Source organism: Cellvibrio sp. (genome assembly GCF_046347455.1).
GTDB lineage: Bacteria > Pseudomonadota > Gammaproteobacteria > Pseudomonadales > Cellvibrionaceae > Cellvibrio.
Genome location: NZ_JAXMGC010000001.1, coordinates 683829 through 702961 on the forward strand (window position 1 = coordinate 683829; position 19133 = coordinate 702961).

Below are 19133 nucleotides of genomic sequence, written 5' to 3' on the forward strand. Positions count from 1 at the left end.
GTGATGACATCATTAAGCTGATTTTCTTAACTAATATTTACGAACAGTAACAACACTGTAATCGTTCTTGTAAATGCTGGTTACGAACGCAGCGGGTGCTTGCAAAGGGTTAGGGCACCGCGGTGAAGAGGGTTTTTACCGCTTAACAACGCGAACCACTGTTCTATATCTAACCCGTATACCTAAATCAAATGACAGGCGAATTTCATCTGCACTCAATTCTTTTGGAAAGAAACAGCCTGAGATATGCGCCTGGCAAAAACTGGCACCTTCAAGATTCGTATTACGAAAATCTATTCCACGCAAGTCAGCTCCGCGAAAATAGGCATCTCGCAAATCGAGCCCGTTTGCATCAAGCCCGCGCAAATCAAGGCCGCGAAAATCACCCCCGCGCAGCTGCCCTTCATTGAGCTCGCCGGCCGCTTTTCGTTGATTAAACTCCTCAACCTGCTCGGAGCGCAACAAATCATATAACGGGTTTTGATGAACAACTGGCTTAGTCATAGCAGCTCCTCAGAGGTTATCGTTTGTTCATTCGAATGATCGAATAACGAACAGATTATCTACCCTTGACTATAGCTCAGAGTCCTAATTTTGCTCACTGATTTCAGGGGTCGACGCCATCAACAAATTTGTTGAGCGCAATGGCATTTTAAGGGGGCAGGCGTTAAACTGGTGTACCAGCTGCAAAATAGCAGTAGCACAACATTAAAAATGAACCTCAAAAGTTCGCCCTCGGTCAAATACCTCAATGTAATTAAACGTTCACCTGCATCTCAGCCCTTGAGTCATGCTTGTGGATAATGGCTATGTTTAATTAATGTCCTGTTTGCGCGATCTAAATAGCGCAGCTCCATGAACTAAACGTACCTCAATAACAAATTTTCGGGCTAACTTCCCTTGAAAACCCGCTGAGGAATTGTGAGAAATGAATTTTATTCATGACGATTTTTTACTCGATACTGAGCAAGCCAAAGAGCTGTACCACAACTACGCCAAACAAATGCCCATTATCGATTACCACTGCCATTTGCCACCGGAGCAAGTTGGCGACAACAAGCAATTCCGCAATTTGACCGAAGTGTGGCTTGCCGGTGACCACTACAAATGGCGCGCCATGCGCTCCAACGGTGTTAACGAGCGCTTTTGTACCGGTGATGCAAGTGATTACGAGAAGTTCGAACAATGGTGCGCAACCGTTCCCTACACCTTGCGCAACCCACTCTATCATTGGACACATTTAGAACTGCGCAAACCTTTCGGTATTACCGATCGCTTGTTAGACAGCACTAACGCCAAAAAAACGTGGGATCAATGTAACGAGCTACTCGCAACACCGGAGTTCAGTGCGCGCGGTTTAATGACACAAGCCAACGTAAAAATGGTTTGCACCACAGACGATCCAATCCACGATTTGGCTCATCACAAAAAAGTTGCTCAAGACTCTGCGTTCAAATCTGCAATGCTTCCAACCTGGCGACCCGACCGCGCCATGGCAGTTGAAAGCGCGGAAGCTTACAACAAATATATTGATCGATTGGCGGCTGTTGCCGATATCAATATCAGCACCTTTGACGATTTAATGGCGGCACTTAACAAGCGCCACGATTATTTTCATGAAAATGGCTGCCGCTTATCTGACCACGGTTTGGAAACTGTTTACGCTGCAGATTACACCGAAGCAGAAATCAAAAGCATCTTCGCAAAAATTCGCGGTGGCAATGAACTCGATGCGCTAGAAATTGAGAAATTCCAATCTGCCATGATGGTTGAATTTGCCTTTCAAGATCACGCCAAAGGTTGGGTACAACAATTTCATATAGGTGCAATTCGTAACAACAACCCTCGCCTCTTCCGCACCATCGGCGCGGATACTGGTTTTGATTCTATTGGTGATCACAACTACGCGAAACCACTCGCCAAATTTTTAGGCAGATTGGATAGTGAAAACCGTTTAGCTAAAACGATTCTCTACAATTTGAACCCACGCGATAACGAAATGATTGGCACCATGATTGGTAATTTCCAAGACGGATCGTCTGCGGGCAAAATTCAATTCGGTAGCGGCTGGTGGTTCCTGGATCAAATGGATGGCATGACTCGCCAAATCGAAGCCTTGAGTCAACTAGGCTTGCTGAGCCGTTTTGTGGGAATGCTTACTGACAGCCGCAGCTTTTTAAGCTATTCACGCCATGAATATTTCCGTCGTATTTTGTGCGGAATATTCGGTCGTGATATGGCGAAAGGTCTGGTTCCCAACGATACAAAAATGGTTGGCAAAATGATTCAGGATATTAGCTTTAACAACGCGAAGAATTATTTTCCGTTTAAGGTACCTGAATAAAGAGAAACCTGGATGAGCAAATCGATTCTGAAACAACACACCCTGTAATGTGACCAATAAGCCCAGCAATGCTGGGCTTATTTTTATCAAAGAGACCACCGTGATTATTGACTCACCTTTCGCCACACTCAGCTTTGCCTTTTCAGTCACAGCACCGATTTTCGTGATGTTGGTGCTTGGCATAGCACTGAAACGTGTGCACATGATTAATGAGGACTTTATTAAAGTTGCATCGCAATTGGTTTATAACATTGGCCTTCCCGTTATGTTATTTACTACATGCGCCACTGCACACTTTGGTGAAATGGCCGATATGAAAGTGCTAGTTGCGTTTAGCGTGATGACGCTTATGGTTTTTCTTGGCAGTTTACTCACCGCTCATTGGCATTGCGAAGATGCACGCGACCATGGCGTTTTTATTCAAGGTGCTTTTCGCGGGAATCTCGTCATCTTAGGTTTAGCTTTTTGCGCTAACGCTTATGGCGAACGGGGATTAGCAATTGCCGCTTTACCTGTGGCTATGACGGTTGTGTTTTACAACGTGTTTTCTGTGTATGTACTTAACCGTAGTTTGCATCCCGCAAATAGTTCGCTCAAACCAACGATTATTGGGATTGCAAAAAACCCGTTAATTATTGCGATCCTTCTGGGTCTGATTGTGAACGCAGCAAGCCTGACCTCACCAAAAGTTTTAATGGATAGTGGGAAGTATTTAAGCCAGATGGTGTTGCCGCTTGCGTTGATTTGCATTGGCGGCGCTTTAGATGTGTCGCGCTTTGCGAAATTTGATTCGGCAACCTTAAGTGCCAGTGTGTGGAAGCTTTTCTTATCGCCCATTATCGCTTGCGCAATTGCGATTATGCTCGGTGTACGCGGTCAAAACCTTGCGATTTTATTTTTACTCGCTGCATCACCCACAGCGACAATCAGTTTTGTAATGGTACAAGCGGTAAATGGCAACACCAAACTCGCTGCGAATATTATTGTGCAAACCACATTGGGCTCGATGTTAACGGTGACGCTCGGTTTATGGCTTTTGCAGGCGGCGGGATTTATTTAACGTCTGATTTCATTTGCATCATTTGAATTAATGATGCTTCTGCACGAGACAATCCGCAACGGCGAGCAACCTCTTCTGCATCCAACCCCATTTTAAACAATTGAGCAGCTTGCGAATAAGGTTGAAAATCATCGTCATTATAATAATCAATCTTCTGATCGGCCTTTTTGGGTTCTTCTTGCAAGCGCTTTTCCATAGCTAATAAACGCTGCCCCATTCCCACCGAACCACTGTTGGAAACCGCAAGGTCGCGCGTTAGCTTTTGAATTAATCTTTCCGTGTGTTCTTGCTGCGAACGGGCGACGCCGTAACTTTTGATGGCAACAATCAACGCCACAATGGCGATAAAAAGCGTAATAACCAAGCCTATTTCCAAGGGAGTTAGTTGCATGGGAATCTCGATAGAAGTCCGTAAAATTGGACTAGATCATACTTCAAAAGGCGTGATTGTTAAATCGGGAGGGAAATCCTCGCTTGCGCGAGGATTTAATGACATCAGAAATTAAACGTCTTCTAACTCGTTCCATTCTTCGCTGGTCAAGAGTTTGTTCAACTCAATCAAAATCAGCAGCTCGTTGTTTTTGTGGCAAACGCCCTGGATAAACTTGGCTGATTCTTCGTTGCCGACGTTCGGCGCCATTTCTATTTCGGATTGACGCAAGTAAACCACTTCCGCAACGCTATCCACCAAAATACCAATAACGTGGCGGTCAGTTTCGATGATCACAATACGGGTATTGTCCGTGATATCGCCGCTGGGCAAATTGAATCTATGGCGAGTATCAATCACCGTCACCACATTACCGCGCAAATTGATGATACCTAAGACATAAGAGGGTGCGCCGGGTACGGGGGCGATTTCGGTGTAACGCAACACTTCCTGTACCTGCATTACGTTAATACCATAGGTCTCGCCATCTAAACGAAAAGTTACCCACTGTAGGACTGGATCGTCAGTGCTTTTATTCTTTACTACATCATTGGCCATAAAAATTTCCTCAAGGGCGTAGCCTTTATACATTCGCAAAATCCACAATGTGGATAATTGTTATAACTATAGTCGAGGCTGCTTGCTCCGCCAGTCTTGGCACTTATTTTTCGTTAGGTGCCTATTTTTCATTAGGCGCGACTTTTCATCAGGTTCTTGTCGGCTTCCATTAACATCTGGCCGATCATGGGAATATCCAGCAAGGCGCACATGTGTTCCTTAACCGTTCCCGCCAGCCAGGGGCGCTTGGAGCGGTCGCTGCGCCACTTCACTTCGTCCGGCATAAGACTTATGGGTTGATTAACAGAATCCACCGCCAAGCCCCAAGGAACGCCATTAATCGAAACGACATATTTGGCGTTTTTGACGAAACTTTCATCGTAACGCTCGGGCATAACAAACTTTGCGGTATTCACCGTGCGGATTTTGCCTTGCGGCGTTGGCTGGAATCCCATGAACCAATCCGCTTGACCGAAGAGTGGCGCCAGTTCGTCCGTGATCGGCTGAATTTGCCCAAGGGAGATAAGCGGAACCGCCAGTGTTAGGCCAGACACTTTGAATAACAGCACATCGAAGCGAGATTGCGCCCATTGCGGAAGACCATTAGGCATCCACTCCAGACCCGGAATTTTAAAGCTGGTTGTTTCAGCTTCGACAACGGCCGGGGTTTCAACAATAGGTTGCGCATCCACAATCGGCGCTGCAGTTTCAATCACCCATTCCTGAATTTCGTTGGGGTCGTTAACGAATGTTGTTTTAGGTTGCGCGACAACTTCAACCGGCGCGACTTTTACGATAGGCGCAACAGCGATTTTAGGCTGGGCACTGCTGAGGAGTTTTTGAAGCTTTTCTTTTTTAGCGGCATCGGGTTCGGCAAAATCAGGCGCTACTTTAGGCGAAGCCTTGCGCGCAGCCGTGCGATGAGCGATTGGCGGTTTCGCGGGTTTTATTGCGGACTCTAAGGCTTGGGCTTTTGGTGTAGGCGATAGCTCTTCTGATGGCAGCAAATCATCAAAATAGTCTTGCAAGCTATCGAACGGATTTTTTATATCGCTCACAACCCACCCGCCGCCAAACGTGCGTCTTCAGCTGAAAATTTCTGCATAAGGAATTTGAACAAAGATTTGTACGCATCTACCCCGCGTGCGGTTTCATCGAACAAATGTGGGGGAACACCGGCGCGGCTGGCATCACGGAATTTGGTATCAACCGGAATATGCCCAGGCCACACTTCATCTGGATAAGTATTGCGAATAGTACGCAAACTGGTAACTGAGGCTTGCGTGCGGCGGTCATACATCAGAGGCAAAATCGTATATTCAAGGGCTTTTTTGCGCGAGCGGCTCATCATCTTTAAGGTATTTACCATCCGCTCCAAACCTTTGAGCGCCAAAAATTCGGTTTGAACCGGAATAACCAAATGCTGGCAAGCCGCCAAGGCATTAATCATGAGCACACCCAACAGAGGCGGCGTGTCGATAAAAACAAAATCGTAATCATCGTAAATAAAAGAGAGCGCGCGACTAATCACCAAACCCATTCCGTCTTGGCCGATGGCCTGACGTTCCAGCGTTGCCAAGGCTGTTGAGGATGGCAACACATGAAGATTGGGGTAATCAGTGGCACGAATTAACCGTTTTACACTGGCAGCGGTAAGTTCTTTCCGCTCTTGAAACAGTGTGTACGAACTCAGTTCGGTGGTATCGGGGTCTTGGCGAAAATAGGTGCTGAGCGAGCCGTGCGGATCAATATCCATGAGCAAAACGCGGTAGCCAAGCGAAGAAGCAATGCCTCCAAGCGCTACGCTGGTGGTCGTTTTACCCACACCACCTTTTTGATTGGCCACAGTTATTACACGCACTTACCTTTTCCTCACGCGAAAAGCAGATGTCAGTTTAGGCTTGCCATAAGTATAAGCAAGCCTCTCACCGCTATTCAGCAAAGTTTATGCCTATGTCGTTTTTGCCGCTCAGTTCTTATAAGACTGTTTAATAAGCTCCCCTACTCGCTTCAGAGCTTTTTCTTTTTGTGGTGACCAGAGGCCGCCAGACGACAGGCGTAGGCAGTTTTTGTACTTTGACGTCGTCGTAAAAATTTTCCCCGGCGTGATGGCGATTTTCTCCTCCATCAAGCGCAAGGTCAGCTCATAAGTATCGAAACTTTTAGAGACGAGATTTTCCGATGGCAATTCAACCCAAAGCACATACCCGCCCTGCGGTTGAGTGATTCGCGTTCCTGCGGGGAAGTAGCGCTCAATCGCAGTAATCAGTTCATGCATACTTTTAGCGAGTTGGATGCGCATGCTGCGCAAATGTCTTTCGTATTTGCCGCTCTTTAAAATATCGGCGACTGCGTATTGAACGATAGTTGGACACGCCATGCTACTCATAAACTTTAACTGCCCAACCACCGGCGCAATCTGGCGTGATGCCACCCAACCTACGCGCAAACCTGGCGCCAAGGTTTTGGAAAATGACGAACAGTAAATCACTTTTTCGTCAAACCGCTTACACACACTCGGGCGCTGATGACCAAAGGCTAAGTCGCCGTAGATATCATCTTCCACCAAGTTCACCTTAAATTTGCGACACAGGGAAATAAGCGATTTCTTTTTCGCATCTGAAAGGCTGGCACCCAAGGGATTACTAAAATTGGAAACAACCAAGCACACTTTTATTGGCCAATGTTCCATCGCTAATTGCAGTGCATCCAGTGAAATACCTTCTACAGGATCAGTAGGAATTTCAATCGCTTTTAAACCCAAATGTTGGATGATTTGCATAAGCCCGTAATAACTGGGGGACTCAATAGCAACATAATCTCCCGGCGCTGCAATCGCCTTTAAGGAAAGCAATAAAGCTTCCTGACAACCGTTGGTAATCACAATGTCATCCACGTTCAATTGACAACCCAGCAATGCCATTCGCTTGGCGATTTGTTGGCGCAATGGAAGATTTCCGCGTGCGTAGGATTCATAGGAGCACACATTCAAACGTTCCAACCGAGCCATTTTGGCAATGGATTTTTCTACGAGAGCCGTGGGCAGGACTTTTACATCGGGTACAGCGCCACCGAGATTAACCTCCGCCACCTCCTGAATTTGGTGAAAGAGTTCTAGAATCATTTGCTGGTCCACAACATCCCGCGGAATCATTTTGTGTTGCGTGATTTGTGGAAGCTCAAAGTCTTTTATAACTGACTTGTTGACATAAAAGCCAGAGCGCGGACGCGATTCAATATAACCGCCGCTCAATAATTCGTTATAAGCAGCAACTACCGTTGCAGGGCTCACACCGCGCTGCGTGCTTGTAACACGCACGCCAGGCAACCTATCACCCACGTTGTAAACGCCCGATTCAATTTGCGAAATTATTTCTGAAGCGAGCTGATGATATAAATTTCCCATGAACTTCAACCCTGTGAGTTTTGCATAACCAATACAGAACACGGTTTACTTGAGCAGTTCAGATTACGAGAAAGCAATCTGTACTGATGTAATTTGAAAATTTTAAATCTGTACACATGAAGCACGCAAGAATAATCTGTACTCGTCAGTCGATATTTTGAAAGACAACATACACAGGTGGTGAAACATCACAGGAGTTTGCAATGACATACAACCAACACTTTCCCTTTTTTGTGGTAGATGCCTTCACCAGCAACCCCTTTAGCGGAAACCCAGCCGCTGTGTGTATCCTGGAAGAAGCAACATCGGATGAGTGGTTGCAAGGTGTGGCTGCGGAATTTAATTTGTCTGAAACCGCATTTTTATGGCACCAACAAAACAACCAGTGGAAACTTCGTTGGTTCACACCCACTTGCGAAGTGAAACTCTGCGGCCATGCAACCTTGGCATCTGCTCACGTACTTGCACGTGAGTTATGCTTAAAAGATGAGGAGTTTTTATTTTCAACCTTGAGCGGAACTCTAGTCGTAAAGGGAAATGAAAACACTATTACCCTTAATTTTCCTAAAATAGAACCCAAGCTATTTAGCAACATCTATTTACATGAACAAACCGCTGCAATTGATACCTTGGATTTAAATATTGTTGCCGTCTACCAAGCGGGTGAAGACATTATTCTAGAACTGGCACATGAGGACGAGGTTCTAGATTACGAACCTCAATTTGATAAGTTAGCGAAGATTGATACTCGCGGCGTAATTATTACAGCCCCCGGAAAAAATCCTGACCGTGATTTTGTATCGCGCTTTTTTGCACCACGCTTTGGGATTAATGAAGACCCAGTTACAGGTTCAGCACATTGTAGTTTGGCAGTTTTGTGGAGTAAAAAATTAGGTAAGTCGTCTTTGCGTGCGGAGCAGTTGTCAAAACGCCGTGGGATAATTGAACTCGGAGTTTACCCCGAGCATGTGAGCCTGATAGGTGAAAGCCGAACTTTTTCGCGGGGAAACCTAGCACTTTAACTTTTCTAAAACGCTGTGAATCAGGGAATTTGATTCGCAGTGGTTTTAGGTCTATCCATTTTACGTTTAGCAACCATAACAGCAACGCGACGATTTTGCGCGCGCCCCGCTTCGGTATCGTTAGAAGCAACCGGTTGGAACTCACCATAGCCTACCGCCGCCAAACGCTCGGGCGCCACGCCTTTAGTGGCCAGAAATTTTACGATCTCGGTTGCACGCGCTGATGATAGTTCCCAATTTGTGGGATAACGGGTGTTCTTAATCGGAACGTTATCGGTAAAGCCTTCCACCTGAATTGGGTTTTCGTAATTTTTCAAAATATTGGCGATTTCAGTAAAGATAACCTGAGCTTGCGCACTGGTTTCTACACCACCCGAAGAAAATAAAATACTGTCGTTTAATTCAATTTGTAACCACAGCTCATTGCTGGACACTTTAATCATTTGATCATTAATAAGCTGCGAAAATTTCTCGTTCACTAAATCAGAAATTTGCGTTAGCTCATCCGAGGTTTGCGTTTTGGCCGTCCTATTTGACTGCGCGTTCATCTGCGGATTTGCAGTGTCGTCAACAATAACTATAGGAGATTGTTGGCTATGATCTTCTGTTGCCGTTTTACCCATATCAATAGGCGTTACAGCATCGTTTGAGGGATTTAATTTTTCTTGTGGAAGTGGATTTGCCTTCGAATCATTTGGCTGATTAAACGCTTCAACAAAGGTTTCTGACAAAACGCGATACTTACTTTCATTCACTTGCGAAATGGAATACATCACTACAAAGAAGGCAAACAGGAGCGTAATAAAATCGGCGTAGGAAACCAGCCAACGCTCATTATTTATGTGAATGTCTTGCTGACGACGACGTACCATAAGCTTTACGCCACAGTGGAATAACTACAGAGGATTAAGGGTGCAAGTAACCGTTCAATTTGATTTCAATTGAACGGGGATTTTCACCATCGGCAATGGCGATAATACCTTCAATAATAAGCTCACGATATTGCGAACGCTCGTTAACACACATGCGCAATTTGTTCGCGATGGGAAGCAAAAATAAATTAGCGAGCGCAACACCATAAATGGTCGAGACAAATGCAATCGCAATTCCGGGACCAAGCAACGCTGGGTTGGCAAGATTGTTCATTACATGGATTAACCCCATAACCGCGCCAATCACACCAATGGTGGGAGCATAGCCCCCCATGCTCTCGTAGAATTTTACGGCATCAAAATCGCGCTGCTCATCCAAAATTAAATCAGCTTCTAAAATCCTGCGTAGGGCTTCGGGTTCACTACCATCTACCAACAACTGCAGACCTTTCTTCGCAAAAGGGTCTTTCTCTTTTTCGGCTATATTCTCCAAGCCTAACAAGCCATCTTTGCGTGCGGCGTTTGCCCAGCGCACTAATTTTGAAATGCCTTCTTTAAACGGAGAATACGGTGGTTGAAAAACCCACTTAAACATGGCGAGCGCGCGTTTCAAACTGTTTTTGGGTGTTTGCAAAATGGCAGCAGCTAAGGTTCCGCCGATAACGATGATAGCGGCTGAACCATTCAGCAATGAATGGATTGAACCGCCTTCGGCAAAATTTCCGCCAATGATGACAGCAAAGCCAAGAATGACTCCGACAATGCTGAGCAGATCCATTACACAACCTCACGCGCGAGGCGCTGGCCGATATCTTTTAAACTTAACACCCGATCGGTATATCCAGCCCGCGCCACCGCCATGGGCATTCCGTAAATGACACAGCTAGCTTCATCTTGCGACCACAATTGCGAACCGGCTTCTTTTAAGAGACCTGCACCTTTGCAGCCATCTGAACCCATCCCAGTTAAAACGACGCCAAGAACTTTGTCGCCATAACAATTCGCTGCTGAACCAAAGGTAATATCGAGCGAAGGTTTGTAATTTACACGATCATCATCTGGCAAAACGCGCACACTACCGCCGTTGCGTTTATCCAACATAAGTTGTTTACCACCTGGAGCTAAAAGCGCGAGGCCGGGCTGTAATGTATCGCCGTCCACCGCTTCGCGTACGCGAATATTACATTGCTTGTTTAAACGCTCTGCGAATGCTTTCGTAAAATTTTCAGGCATGTGTTGTACAAGTACGATCGGTACGGGAAAGTTTGCAGGCAAGGCCATTAATACTTCTGTCAGCGCGACAGGGCCACCTGTTGATGCACCTATTACCAAAATTTTTGGTTGCCGTTTTAAACGGTAGCTATCTGCAGAAACTGGTGCCGCTTTGGGAGCAACCGCTAGCGTAGGTGCAGCAACAGAGCGCGAAGCAGATTGCTCTGCCATTGCAGATCGCGTTGAACTTAATAACGAGGTCGCAACCGCCGTTGCGCTGGTTTGTACGGGTGAAGGGGAAACAGCCGGCGCTGGCGCAGCTTGCTGGCCGGAACGAGCGAGCGTAATTAAACGCTCGTGAAGTTTTTTCTTTAGCGCAGCAGAATTGCGCGAAACTTCTGCAAAATCTTTTGGAATAAAATCGAGCGCGCCAGCGGCAAGTGCATCGAGCGTTACCTTGGCGCCTTCATAAGTAAGAGAGGAAAACATAATGATGGGCGTTTTGCGGCTCGCCATAATATGTTTAACCGCAGTGATACCATCCATCACGGGCATTTCAAAATCCATAGTGATGATATCGGGTTTCAAATCTTCCGCTTTTTCTACGGCTTCACGGCCATTACTTGCGATACCAACCACTTTTAGATCGGGGTGTTCATTAATAATTTCTTTCAATCTGTGCTGAAAGAAACTGGAATCATCAACCACTAACACCCGTAACGGCATGAACTTTACTCCGACCAGCGATTCGCATAATTGCGGTATAAATTATAATTCGTGATTATTTGAAATTAGGTGTGGCCCCAAGAGGTTGAACCTCTTGCATAGCGCCGCAACAAGCTGGGGACATCGAGAATCAGTGCAATGGTTCCGTCGCCCGTAATAGTTGCGCCCGCCATACCCGGAGTGCCTTGCAACATTTTTCCGAGAGGCTTAATCACCACTTCCTCTTGACCAATGAGCTGATCTACCACGAAACCAACGCGACGCGTACCTACGGTCACAATAACAACATGCGCGAACTGCTGCCGTGCACTAACGCTCGAATTTCGGATCAACCAATCTTTTAAATAGAACAATGGGATCGCTTGATCGCGAATGGCAATGCAATCTTGGCCATCAATGACATGGCTTTTTGATAAGTCCATGTGGAAGATTTCATTCACGCTCACCAAAGGCAACGCGAATGTTTGTTGACCCAACATAATCATGAGCGTTGGCATAATCGCCAAGGTTAAAGGCACTTTGATGATAAAGCGTGTGCCCTTTCCTAAGGTGGATTGAATTTCCACACTGCCGTTCAGTTGGTTGATTTTGGTTTTCACCACATCCATACCAACGCCACGACCCGATACATCTGAAATTTCTTTTTTGGTGGAGAAGCCCGGTGCAAAAATTAAATTAAATGCTTCTACATCTGACAAGCGCGCAGCCGTATCTTCGTCGTACAAACCTTTTTCAACTGCAACGCGACGCAATTTAACCGGGTCCATACCCGCGCCGTCGTCGCTAATGCACAACAGAATATGGTCGCCTTCTTGCTCGGCAGATAGCACGACTTGGCCGGTACGAGGTTTTCCATTTGCTTCACGCACATCAGGGAATTCAACACCGTGGTCAACTGAGTTGCGCACCAAGTGAACCAACGGGTCTGCCAGTGCTTCTACCAAGTTTTTATCCAAATCCGTTTCTTCGCCCACCAATTCCAAGTTGATTTCTTTTTTCAACTGACGAGCTAAGTCGCGCACGACGCGAGGGAAGCGCCCAAACACTTTTTTGATGGGCTGCATGCGTGTTTTCATTACCGATGTTTGCAAATCGGCGGTAACAACATCCAAATTTGCGACAGCTTTTGTCAAAGCCTCATTCGTAGACGCGTTGCCCAAACGCACAAGACGGTTACGGACCAACACCAACTCGCCCACCATGTTCATGATGTCGTCAAGGCGTTGGGTATCCACACGCACCGTTGTTTCTACAGCAGCGGGTGCATCTTTATCAGCGACGGGTGCGGCCGCAGCAGGTTTTGGTGGTTCAACTTTTGGTGCTTCCGCTTTTGGCGCTGGCGCAGCAGGTTTGGCTGCGGCAGGTGCGGCAGCGGGTTTTGCAGCGGGCGCTGGTGCAGGAGACGGTGCAGGTACTGGCGCTGCAGCTTTCGGTGCAGAGGCTGCAACGGCGGTAGGGCCTTTGCCTTTGCCGTGCAACTGATCTAAAAGCGCTTCAAATTCGTCGTCATTAATTAAATCAGAACCATCGGACACGGGTGCGGACGTTAAGGGCGCCGCAGGTGCTGCAGGTTTTTCAGCGGGCTTCGCAGCTTCAACGCCGGGGCCTTTACCTTTGCCGTGAAGTTGATCCAACAAGGCTTCAAATTCATCTTCTGTAATTTCGTCTCCAGCGGATGCAGCAGCGCTTGGCGGAGCCGATGGAGCTGCCGCTACAGACGCGGGAGCCGGTGTAGGTGCTACGGTTTTCGCAGAGGGGGCTTTGCCTTTGCCGTGAAGTTGATCGAGCAACGCATCAAATTCATCTTCAGTAATTTCATCTCCGCCAGATGCTGCGCTTGGAGTGGAAGGTGATGCAGGTGTCGTTGCGGTTGCGGCTGGGGCTTCGTTTATGGCATCTAACAGTTTTTCAAATTCATCATCAGTGATATCGCCCGACGCAGCTTGAACTTGCGGCGCAGGGGCTTCTTCTGGCGTAGCTGCTTGGGGTTCAGCTTCAGGTGCAGCTTCTACAGCAGCAGGAGTGTCATTTAAATCTTCACAGGAAACCAAACGTTCCAATGCATGAATTAGTTCAGGGTCAACGGGTGGTAATTGGCCACGCGCGCTCACAATATCAAATTGATCTTTAACGCTATCCAGCGCCTGCAACACTACGTCCATTAATTCAGAAGAAACTTCTCGCTTCCCATTGCGCAAAATATCAAATAAATTTTCGGTTAAATGGCAGCATTCCACCATTGGAGTGAGCGATAAAAAGCCAGCCCCACCTTTTACGGTGTGGAACCCACGAAAAATTGCGTTCAATAAATTTTTATCGTCAGGACGCTGTTCCAAATCGACTAATTGCTGCGAAAGGCGTTCTAAAATTTCGCCTGCTTCAACTAAAAAGTCCTGGAGAATATCCTCGTCATCACCGAAACTCATTCACATGCCCTCTAGAAACCGAGACTGGATAAAAGGTCATCGACTTCATCTTGCCCGGAAACTACGTTATCTTTTGCTTTGTCGATTTGCGGCCCTTCTGCTTCGTGTTTACGTTTCTCAATCAAATCTTCAATTTCATGTTGTTGATCTGCCGCATCAACAATGCCGGTAATTTCTTCTACTTGACCAGCCATACGCACGAGCTCAACCAAATCGTTTTCAACATCTTTGATTAAACCAATCACACGTTTTAACACTTGCCCTGTTAAATCCTGAAAACCTTGCTCTAATAAAATATCTTGCAAGCTTTTATTTAAGCGCTCGGTGCCAACTTCCATTTGTCCGAGAAAACCGTCCATACGATCGTACAATTCACGGAACTCATCCGCCGACATTTCACGGCGTTTTAAACGTGCCCAATCAGCACGCAACAAACTGGCTTCTTGACCAAGGTTTGCGGCAATGGGTGCAGCTTCGTCAACCATATCCATGGTTTTTTCTGCTGCTTTTTGCGTAAGCTCGATGACGTAGTTCAAACGATTTGACGCGTCGTGAATATCGGAACCTTCTATTTTTGGTGGCTCTTTAGAAAGATCCGCATCAACGTGAAAGTTAACGATAGCGTTGTGTAAACCGCGCGTTAATCTACCCACTGTTTGAAAAATATGACGATCGCGTGATTCAGTAATACTCTGAATCAGTGCTGACGCTTCTTCAAATTGATTGCCTTGTAATTTTTCTGCTAACAGCTTTGCGCACTCTTTAAGCTCAGCGATGAAAATTTCATTGTTAGGATTGACAAGAATCTCGGATGCCATGGGTATGCCTTATTGTTAGGTTGTGGCAACAAAAAAGATTTGTTAGCCCACGCGCTCAAATATTTTTTCAATTTTTTCTTTAAGCGCTTGTGCCGTAAACGGTTTTACGACGTACCCATTAACGCCAGCCTGCGCAGCTTCAATAATTTGATCGCGCTTGGCCTCTGCCGTCACCATTAACACCGGAAGCGTTGCCAATTTTTCGTCCGCACGGACTGCGCGCAACAAATCTATCCCAGTCATACCGGGCATATTCCAGTCGGTAACCAGAAATTGAAAGTCGCCATTCTTTAGCATGGGCAATGCCGTCATGCCGTCATCTGCTTCATGGGTATTTGAAAAACCCAAATCTCTCAGCAGATTTTTAATGATCCGCCGCATTGTCGAGAAGTCATCGACAATTAAGATTTTCATGTTCTTGTCCAAAGCAACCTCCGTCACACCTTCAGGAATTTCGTTTACTGTTAGTCTAGACAGACTTATCGATCTAGCCAGTTTTCTGACGTTAAAAACTTTTTTTATTACTTATTGCACTTTATTTGTTCAAACTGCTTAAGGGGCAGACTGAACCGCCTCGATTAGATTCAACTCCGCTCAGGAGATGAAACGGGATAGTACAGGGAGTCGTCATCCTCGCGTAGCGGGATCCAACGATTGTGCTTTTTTAACAGCTGGATCCCCGCTACGCGGATGAGCTACATTTGTTAAACGTAAAACTACCCTCGATCAGAACAATCTTCCCAAGAAGTATTACCCTAACCCTGCGAATGCCACCCCGCCAAACGCGCTTTTAGTCGCGCCGCGGCTTGGCTATGAATTTGGCTTACGCGCGATTCGCTAACACCTAAAACCAAACCAATTTCTTTCAGGTTGAGCTCTTCGGTGTAGTAGAGAGCTAGCACCATGCGTTCGCGTTCGGGCAATTGGGCAATGGCCGCGGCGAGTGCCTGCTTTAAGCCTTCGCGCTGCAAGCCTTCAAAGGGGCTGGCAAAGGCGCTGCTGGTGTCGCTAGCGTCGATGTTGCTATCTTCTTCGCCGAAGGTTTCTTCATAGCTGTAAAGGCGACTGCAATTGGAGTCTTGCAACATGCTGAAATATTCGGGGAGATCCACCCCCAACTCGGCAGCGACTTCAGCATCTTGTGCGTCACGGCCAGTGCGGGCTTCTACGGCTTTAATTGCTTGGGCAATACGGCGGGAATTGCGGTGAACTGAGCGCGGCGCCCAGTCGCCTCGGCGCATTTCGTCAACGATGGCTCCGCGAATGCGGATACCGGCATAGGTTTCAAAACTGGCGCCTTTAGAGGAATCGTATTTTTGTGCGGCTTCGATAAGACCGATCATGCCCGCTTGAATGAGATCGTCCACCTGCACGCTGGCCGGCATACGCATCATCATGTGGTAGGCAATACGCTTAACCAGCGGCGCGAATTCTTCAATACGCGCGTTGTGCAGGCTTTGCTCCGCTTTATCGTACATGGCTAACCTATCAACTGCGGCCATAAGTCATACTCAGTAACGGTCGTTTGCCGCACGAAGTAAACGTTCTACAAAAAATTCCAGACGTCCGCTTGGGCCGCTGGGTAATGGCCACTTATCGACAGTCTGCGCCAAGCCGCGAATTGCAATCGCAGCTTTGGAATTGGGAGCGAATTCCAGTAATGCTTTTTGTTTGCGAACCGCATTGCGTACTTCTTCGTCGAAGGGAACCTGACCGACAAACTGAAGGGTTACGTCAAGGAAGCGTTCGCACACGGTGTTGAGCTTGTTGAACATGCTTGTGCCTTCTTGAGGATTCCGCGTCATGTTGGCGATCACTCGGAAGCGTTGCATGTCATATTCTTTGTTAAGGAGTTTGATGAGTGCGTAGGCGTCGGTGATGGAGGAAGGCTCATCACACACCACCACCACAACTTCATTGGCAGCGCGCACAAAGCTGACGACTGTGTCTGAAATACCTGCGGCGGTATCTATAATAAGCACATCAACTTGATCGCTTAACTCATTGAAAGCATTGATTAAACCGGCATGTTCCGCAGCGCTGAGTTCTGCCATGCGTTGAACGCCTGAGGACGCTGGAACAATCTTGATACCCGCAGGGCCGGTGACTAAAACGTCCATCAAGGAATGAGTGCCAGCCAGAACATCGGCAAGGGTGTGAGTCGCTTTTAAGCCTAAGAGAACGTCCACATTGGCTAAGCCCAAGTCGGCATCGAAGAGGACTACACGACGACGCATTTCGGCCAGAGCAATGCTCAGGTTCACGGAAATATTACTTTTGCCGACTCCGCCTTTGCCGCCTGATACGGCGATAACTTGTACTGGGCGCATTGATTATTAACTCCAACAACCGGCCTAAATCTAAATTTGTGAACTGAGTATAGATACTGATTTGGTTTGGTACTGACTTTTTATAACTGTTTTAACCCCCTCCCAGCCTCCCCCTTGAAAAGGTGGAGGGGCTGACTTCACTCCGAACACAAAAATTGCGAGCTTTTAGCTCCTCCCCCTTTTCAAGGGGGAGGTTGGGAGGGGGTTTATTTCTCAAGAAACCGCCGACGCCGGATTGGTTTTCAACAATGCAACCGCTTTGGCAACCAACTGATGCGCACGCGCGACTTCAATGTTCTTAGGGATATCCTGACCGTCGGTGGTGTACACAACTGGCAAGCGGTTTTGCGATACCACTCCCAAGGCCTCGCCCATGCTGGCGGTTTCATCGAGCTTGGTCAGTACACAACCTTGCAAGCGCGCCGCGCCGTAGGCGTGAACAGACGCCTTCAACATTTGCTCCTGACTATTGCAGGACAATACCAACAAACTCTTCACTTGTGGTTGGTCTGCTAAAGCCTTCAACTGCGCTTTAAGATGTGGATCGCCATGGCGGAAACCTGCGGTATCAATTAACACCAATGAACAATGACGAAGGCTGCGCAGCAAACTTTCCAACGAGTTGCTTTCATCCACCACGCGCACAGGTACACGCAGGATGCGAGCGAGCGAACGTAGTTGATCATGTGCAGCTATGCGGTAAGTATCGGTAGTAATCAATGCCACCTTGTCCGCGCCATGCTGCAAAACATAGCGCGCCGCGAGCTTACCAATAGTAGTAGTTTTGCCCACACCAGTTGGGCCAACGAAAGCAAATACGCCGCCTTGGTCAACAATATCGCGGCCAGCGATAGGCAGCTGGTGAGCGAGGTTGGCCAAGGCATCTGGCCAAGCATCGCTCAAGCTATTGGTTTTGGTACAACGGTTTAACACGTTGCCAACGAGCGCAGATGGCAAGCCTAAACGCTCCAAACGACGGCCAACACTCGCCAATATGGGTGAATTGTTAACGGGCGCAGGAGTGCCGGCTAACCGATCTAATTGTTGTTCAAGCAAGAGACGCATATCCGCAATTTCCGCCTGCAATTCGTGAAGCTCACTAGTCGCAGCAAAGGCGGGCGCATGATTGGATTTCGCGCTCAGGGAAACCTTATCTTCATCGTCCACTAAGGGGTAACGCTCAGCGGCGCTCATGGCTTTGGGCTTGGCTTCCGTGAGTTTTGGATTTGGGGATTTCGCTTCGGTGATTGTGGTTTTAGTAATAGGTGCTTCAACTGGCGCAACAGCTTTACGCCCCTGAGGACGATTTGTTTTGGCTGGTGCGGTTGATGCTGCTACGGGTGCTTGTCTTGGAATACCCGCGTTAACGACCGTGTTGCGGCCTACCAAAAATTCCTTCGCAGATTCTTCGGCCTTTTGTGCAGCGAGCATACGCAGGCGAGCTTGCTCAATGTCATTCACCAATTGCTGGCCGCTCTTACCAAAATTACTGCTACCGGCTTTGGGTGCTGCAAGGTTTGCAGCCAAGCTGGAATTCGCATGTTGCTTGGCGGCGCGCTCAATCACTTCGGTCTCAGCCCAAGCGCCGTCGCTCATCATGGGCGATGCACTGGCGAAGGCCATTCTGCCTAAAGGTTGTTGTTGCAGTTGCGCGAGTTCGCTATCTGAACCTGTGGTGGTCAGCAGCTCCACACCTTCCGGTACACGACCGCTCGAGAGAATAATTGCATCGGGTCCCAACTCTTGGCGGACCAGTTCTAACGCACGGCGCATATCAGCGGCTACGAAACGTTTAACTTGCATATTCAGCTCCTGCCTTTCGGCTACTTCGGTTCTCTTTCAGTTCTTTAGGGTTGATTTAACCCCCTCCCAACCTCCCCCTTGGAAAGGGGGAGGAGCTGACCGTGCCACTTACTAGATTTTGGCACT

18 protein-coding genes are annotated in these 19133 nt (G+C 47.5%); 3 read left to right on the top strand and 15 right to left on the bottom strand.

Annotated elements, in window-relative coordinates:
• Positions 1 to 135 precede the first annotated feature (135 nt).
• Positions 136 to 504 (bottom strand): pentapeptide repeat-containing protein, encoded by a 369-nt coding sequence (locus U1F02_RS03160; protein ID WP_409988893.1) that lies wholly within the window; start codon positions 502 to 504, stop codon positions 136 to 138.
• Between the two features lie 424 nt (positions 505 to 928).
• Here U1F02_RS03160 and uxaC point away from each other — a divergent pair, with 424 nt between their 5' ends.
• Positions 929 to 2344 carry a glucuronate isomerase gene (uxaC, locus tag U1F02_RS03165; RefSeq protein ID WP_409988894.1) on the top strand — a complete coding sequence of 472 codons (1416 nt, stop codon included), beginning with the start codon at positions 929 to 931 and terminating at the stop codon, positions 2342 to 2344.
• Between the two features lie 100 nt (positions 2345 to 2444).
• Positions 2445 to 3404: an AEC family transporter gene (locus U1F02_RS03170; RefSeq protein ID WP_409988895.1), complete on the top strand. Its 960-nt coding sequence runs from the start codon at positions 2445 to 2447 to the stop codon at positions 3402 to 3404.
• Here U1F02_RS03170 and U1F02_RS03175 read toward each other — a convergent pair.
• The 5 genes from U1F02_RS03175 to U1F02_RS03195 form a co-directional block, all read right to left on the bottom strand.
• Positions 3397 to 3795 carry a DUF2802 domain-containing protein gene (locus tag U1F02_RS03175; RefSeq protein ID WP_409988896.1) on the bottom strand — a complete coding sequence of 133 codons (399 nt, stop codon included), beginning with the start codon at positions 3793 to 3795 and terminating at the stop codon, positions 3397 to 3399. The two genes, U1F02_RS03170 and U1F02_RS03175, sit on opposite strands and share 8 nt — an antisense overlap.
• Before the next feature lie 111 nt (positions 3796 to 3906).
• On the bottom strand, positions 3907 to 4392 hold the full coding sequence (locus U1F02_RS03180) for a chemotaxis protein CheW (protein WP_189416396.1): 486 nt from the start codon (positions 4390 to 4392) through the stop codon (positions 3907 to 3909).
• A 131-nt stretch (positions 4393 to 4523) separates the two neighbouring features.
• Positions 4524 to 5450 carry a chemotaxis protein CheW gene (locus tag U1F02_RS03185; protein ID WP_409988897.1) on the bottom strand — a complete coding sequence of 309 codons (927 nt, stop codon included), beginning with the start codon at positions 5448 to 5450 and terminating at the stop codon, positions 4524 to 4526.
• Complete coding sequence (locus U1F02_RS03190) at positions 5447 to 6253, bottom strand: ParA family protein (protein ID WP_409988898.1); 807 nt, start codon at positions 6251 to 6253, stop codon at positions 5447 to 5449. The genes U1F02_RS03185 and U1F02_RS03190 overlap by 4 nt, the downstream gene beginning before the upstream one ends.
• A 108-nt stretch (positions 6254 to 6361) precedes the next feature.
• Positions 6362 to 7798, bottom strand: coding sequence for a PLP-dependent aminotransferase family protein (locus U1F02_RS03195; protein WP_409988899.1), 1437 nt, complete (start codon positions 7796 to 7798; stop codon positions 6362 to 6364).
• A 203-nt stretch (positions 7799 to 8001) separates the two neighbouring features.
• Between U1F02_RS03195 and U1F02_RS03200 the strand changes: the two genes are divergently transcribed.
• The gene (locus U1F02_RS03200; RefSeq protein WP_409988900.1) at positions 8002 to 8820 is read left to right on the top strand and encodes a PhzF family phenazine biosynthesis protein; all 819 of its coding nucleotides are present in this window, start codon (positions 8002 to 8004) and stop codon (positions 8818 to 8820) included.
• Between the two features lie 20 nt (positions 8821 to 8840).
• Here the strand turns inward: U1F02_RS03200 and motD are convergent, their stop codons facing one another.
• The 9 genes from motD to flhF form a co-directional block, all read right to left on the bottom strand.
• Positions 8841 to 9692 carry a flagellar motor protein MotD gene (motD, locus tag U1F02_RS03205; RefSeq protein ID WP_409988901.1) on the bottom strand — a complete coding sequence of 284 codons (852 nt, stop codon included), beginning with the start codon at positions 9690 to 9692 and terminating at the stop codon, positions 8841 to 8843.
• 34 nt (positions 9693 to 9726) lie between these two features.
• Positions 9727 to 10470, bottom strand: a complete 744-nt coding sequence (locus tag U1F02_RS03210) for a flagellar motor protein (protein ID WP_409988902.1) — start codon at positions 10468 to 10470, stop codon at positions 9727 to 9729.
• On the bottom strand, positions 10470 to 11630 hold the full coding sequence (locus U1F02_RS03215) for a chemotaxis response regulator protein-glutamate methylesterase (protein WP_409988903.1): 1161 nt from the start codon (positions 11628 to 11630) through the stop codon (positions 10470 to 10472). The genes U1F02_RS03210 and U1F02_RS03215 overlap by 1 nt, the downstream gene beginning before the upstream one ends.
• Positions 11631 to 11695: 65 nt before the next feature.
• Positions 11696 to 14056 (bottom strand): chemotaxis protein CheA, encoded by a 2361-nt coding sequence (locus U1F02_RS03220; protein WP_409988904.1) that lies wholly within the window; start codon positions 14054 to 14056, stop codon positions 11696 to 11698.
• An 11-nt stretch (positions 14057 to 14067) separates the two neighbouring features.
• Positions 14068 to 14874: a protein phosphatase CheZ gene (locus U1F02_RS03225; protein WP_409988905.1), complete on the bottom strand. Its 807-nt coding sequence runs from the start codon at positions 14872 to 14874 to the stop codon at positions 14068 to 14070.
• Positions 14875 to 14916: 42 nt separating this feature from the next.
• Positions 14917 to 15300: a chemotaxis response regulator CheY gene (gene cheY / locus U1F02_RS03230; RefSeq protein WP_409988906.1), complete on the bottom strand. Its 384-nt coding sequence runs from the start codon at positions 15298 to 15300 to the stop codon at positions 14917 to 14919.
• A 329-nt stretch (positions 15301 to 15629) separates the two neighbouring features.
• Positions 15630 to 16352, bottom strand: a complete 723-nt coding sequence (locus U1F02_RS03235; RefSeq protein WP_409989059.1) for an RNA polymerase sigma factor FliA — start codon at positions 16350 to 16352, stop codon at positions 15630 to 15632.
• Between the two features lie 33 nt (positions 16353 to 16385).
• The gene (locus tag U1F02_RS03240; RefSeq protein WP_409988907.1) at positions 16386 to 17204 is read right to left on the bottom strand and encodes a MinD/ParA family protein; all 819 of its coding nucleotides are present in this window, start codon (positions 17202 to 17204) and stop codon (positions 16386 to 16388) included.
• A 213-nt stretch (positions 17205 to 17417) separates the two neighbouring features.
• On the bottom strand, positions 17418 to 19007 hold the full coding sequence (gene flhF / locus U1F02_RS03245) for a flagellar biosynthesis protein FlhF (protein WP_409988908.1): 1590 nt from the start codon (positions 19005 to 19007) through the stop codon (positions 17418 to 17420).
• Between the last annotated feature and the right edge of the window lie 126 nt (positions 19008 to 19133).